2 protein-coding genes are annotated in these 2,381 nt (G+C 49.7%); both read right to left on the reverse strand.

The features are described from left to right. Window positions 1-549: 549 nt before the first annotated feature. A complete protein-coding gene (locus tag YA0848_RS35695; RefSeq protein ID WP_143506451.1) occupies window positions 550-1,065 on the reverse strand; it encodes a hypothetical protein in 516 nt (171 codons plus the stop codon). A gap of 594 nt (window positions 1,066-1,659) precedes the next feature. After that, entirely contained in the window at window positions 1,660-1,953 is a 294-nt protein-coding gene (locus YA0848_RS35700) for a hypothetical protein (protein WP_034136410.1), read from the reverse strand. Between the last annotated feature and the right edge of the window lie 428 nt (window positions 1,954-2,381).

A 2,381-nucleotide genomic window follows, 5' to 3' on the forward strand; every position in this document is an offset into this window, starting at 1 on the left:
AGTGACAACAACGCAATGTCTAAATCTTTTGTGAGAGAAAGGTTTGGATCTTGGTAAATATCAAGTGCCTCTTTTGATATTTTAAAAATATCAAATCCATCAGCAACTGCTCTTCCAAGTCTGTCAGCCACTATGTCTTCCATGCTCATTGCTGCCCCCAACTCTTTAGCTCTGCTCCGGTCGGAGGGTAGTGCTGAGTATCCACCGGCTGCCCATTAATACTTTTCGGGTGGAAACGGATTACTTCTCCTGCATGGCCATAGCTTTCCATCCATTGCCTCGCACTGCCCGTTTTAGGATCAAACTCCGTGGCGAAAGAAGCACCCCGAGTAGGTCCTCCTGTCCTTGCAGGAACCTCTTGTGTGTAGTAACGAATACGGCCATCAGGCAGTGTTCTAGTGACCGCTGCTGTCTCTTGAGCTTTTTTAGTCCTGATAGTTTCGCTCTCAATGCAGCTTGGGCATTTGCACTTGTGGCTTCAGTAGCTACAACTTCTCCCGTTGTAGCAGTGGCTTTTGCACCTGTTTTGGGTTCGCCTGGCTGTTGCGCCTATACCGGAGCGTTGTAAGAAACATCTCCCGAGTCGCGCCAAACTCCATTCGCAAAGCTCACTGGCCGCTGTGGATAACAAACCAACAGCCCTTCGACAAACTGACAAAAGGATAAGTCAAGTCGCGTTATCCAACGCATATTGTCTATTTCCAACAAACGCCAGTTGTCTCCGCTGTCGAAACCGAAAGCAGTCCCGGCGCTATGCCAGCCGAACAGCCACACCTCGCCCTTCGCGCCCGCTTCATAAGGCCCGTCTTTATAAATTCCATCATCACCGACGTAGCCAACCGCAGCAGAAAGCAGCATCGGTTGAATCGTCAAAAGCGGCAGTGCGCAGTCGTCCTCCTTGATCTCACCGTGCCCCCGTTCCTCCATAAAAGCAAAGTACTCGGTGGGAGCCGCCGGCCACTGCCGCCGCATCATACTTACTTCACTTGAAGAAACAGGCGTAAGCCGCTCCAATAGCGCACATCCCATCGTATTAAAGGCTTCTAAATTTTCGTACATGTTCATGGTAGCCTCGGAGGGGGCTGCAGAAACGCTGTTGTAGTTGGACTTGCTGGGGCATGGACGCCACCTTGTTGAGCACTTCCACCCGGAACCGGATGCAAATTCCACCATTGGTTAGGTCCCACCGTACTGCTGTGGTATCACATGGTGCGCCTGAAAATCCACACCACTCGCAGTTTTTGGCCATGCCAAACCAGTATTCAACTCCCACTCACGCTTAAGATTATTCCGCTGGCTATTGTATTGACGCTGCAGTGCCTGATAGTCACTTCTCGGCGCAACATAAGTATGATCAACCTGACGTAGCTCATCCGCAAGTTTCGTGCGCTGATTAGAGGGCATTGGCACACCTGAATGGTACTCGACGTCCCGGACCACCGCGCGAGCGTCACCCGAGATTTTCGTCCAGCTGGATGTGGATGTTGCTATAAAACTCGCATCATGCCATTTGAAGATACGGCCTGAGAGAATGCATCAAGATTATGGGTTCCGCTAACCCCACTTTTCTGGGTCAATCCATCTAAACTACTCAGCTGGTTTTTGATGCTCGGATTAAAGCTCATGCCTTCCGGGAAGCTTGCAGCCCCTTTTGTACCATCAGCCTTTTATGCGCGCTAAGAACTCGACCATTGCTAGTGGATCACGCTCCACAAGTTCTTCAATCAAATCTTCCGCTGCCCAATGCAGAATCATGTCCCCTCCCCCCCCATCCTTGCAGAGGATGAGATCACTTGACAAAGAAGAGTCAACAACATTGACTTCTCTATCGCTGAGTGCCATCAGGCCACCGTAGCCATCATAAGGAATGACCCAGTAAAAACGCTCGTTCTCTATCCAGTAAATCCCAAACACCTCTACAGGCTCTTCTCGCCCAATTTCTCGAATAATCATATCCACATCACTCAATAGTTCTACCGGGCTGCAGCACAGGGGGCAGCTGTTGCGGCGTAGTAATTTTCATATCGTATGCTTTATCGGTTACGGAGTTGTACTGGTAGTGGATGGTTATATTTTCTCCGCTAGGTAGACGGTGACTTACTTCCATTTTTCTCCATCCCTCACTCCGCGGGAAGTCTTTATCGCCCGCTAGTTTTGTATCACGACCCGCAGAGGGATTTTCTGTCACTCTGTTCCACAAAGTCTGCTCGTTCAGATCTCTTGGCGCCGTTGACTGATAGCTCTTTGCTGTTGAATGCGTTGCATAGTCTGGTCTTGTTTTTGCCGCAAAGTGAATTCTTTACCGGGACCAACATTTGGCGGATTTTCAATACTTGAATAATCGACTTTTGCATGAGCGCCTATGTCTTTTGCACCTAGCC

The organism is Pseudomonas sp. S4_EA_1b (assembly GCF_016307435.1).
GTDB lineage: Bacteria > Pseudomonadota > Gammaproteobacteria > Pseudomonadales > Pseudomonadaceae > Aquipseudomonas > Aquipseudomonas rhodesiae.